This window comes from Pseudomonas onubensis (genome assembly GCF_965653655.1).
In the GTDB taxonomy this organism is placed as follows: Bacteria; Pseudomonadota; Gammaproteobacteria; order Pseudomonadales; family Pseudomonadaceae; genus Aquipseudomonas.
The window spans coordinates 1-255 of the sequence record NZ_CBFHAZ010000352.1 but is presented as its reverse complement, the minus strand read 5'-3'; the positions used below and the strand labels follow the sequence as shown (position 1 = coordinate 255).

Genomic DNA, 255 nt, shown 5'->3' with positions numbered 1-255 from the left:
GCTGAGCCAAGTTTAGGGTTTCTTAAAAACCCAAAGATGTTTGAACTGAAGAGTTTGATCATGGCTCAGATTGAACGCTGGCGGCAGGCCTAACACATGCAAGTCGAGCGGTAGAGAGGAGCTTGCTTCTCTTGAGAGCGGCGGACGGGTGAGTAATGCCTAGGAATCTGCCTGGTAGTGGGGGATAACGTTCGGAAACGGACGCTAATACCGCATACGTCCTACGGGAGAAAGCAGGGGACCTTCGGGCCTTGC

Annotated in this window: 1 rRNA gene; it reads left to right on the top strand. The window is 52.9% G+C overall.

From position 1 onward, the window contains the following. Positions 1-42 precede the first annotated feature (42 nt). Positions 43-255, top strand: a 16S ribosomal RNA gene (locus ACTD9P_RS30300); the annotation flags it as partial.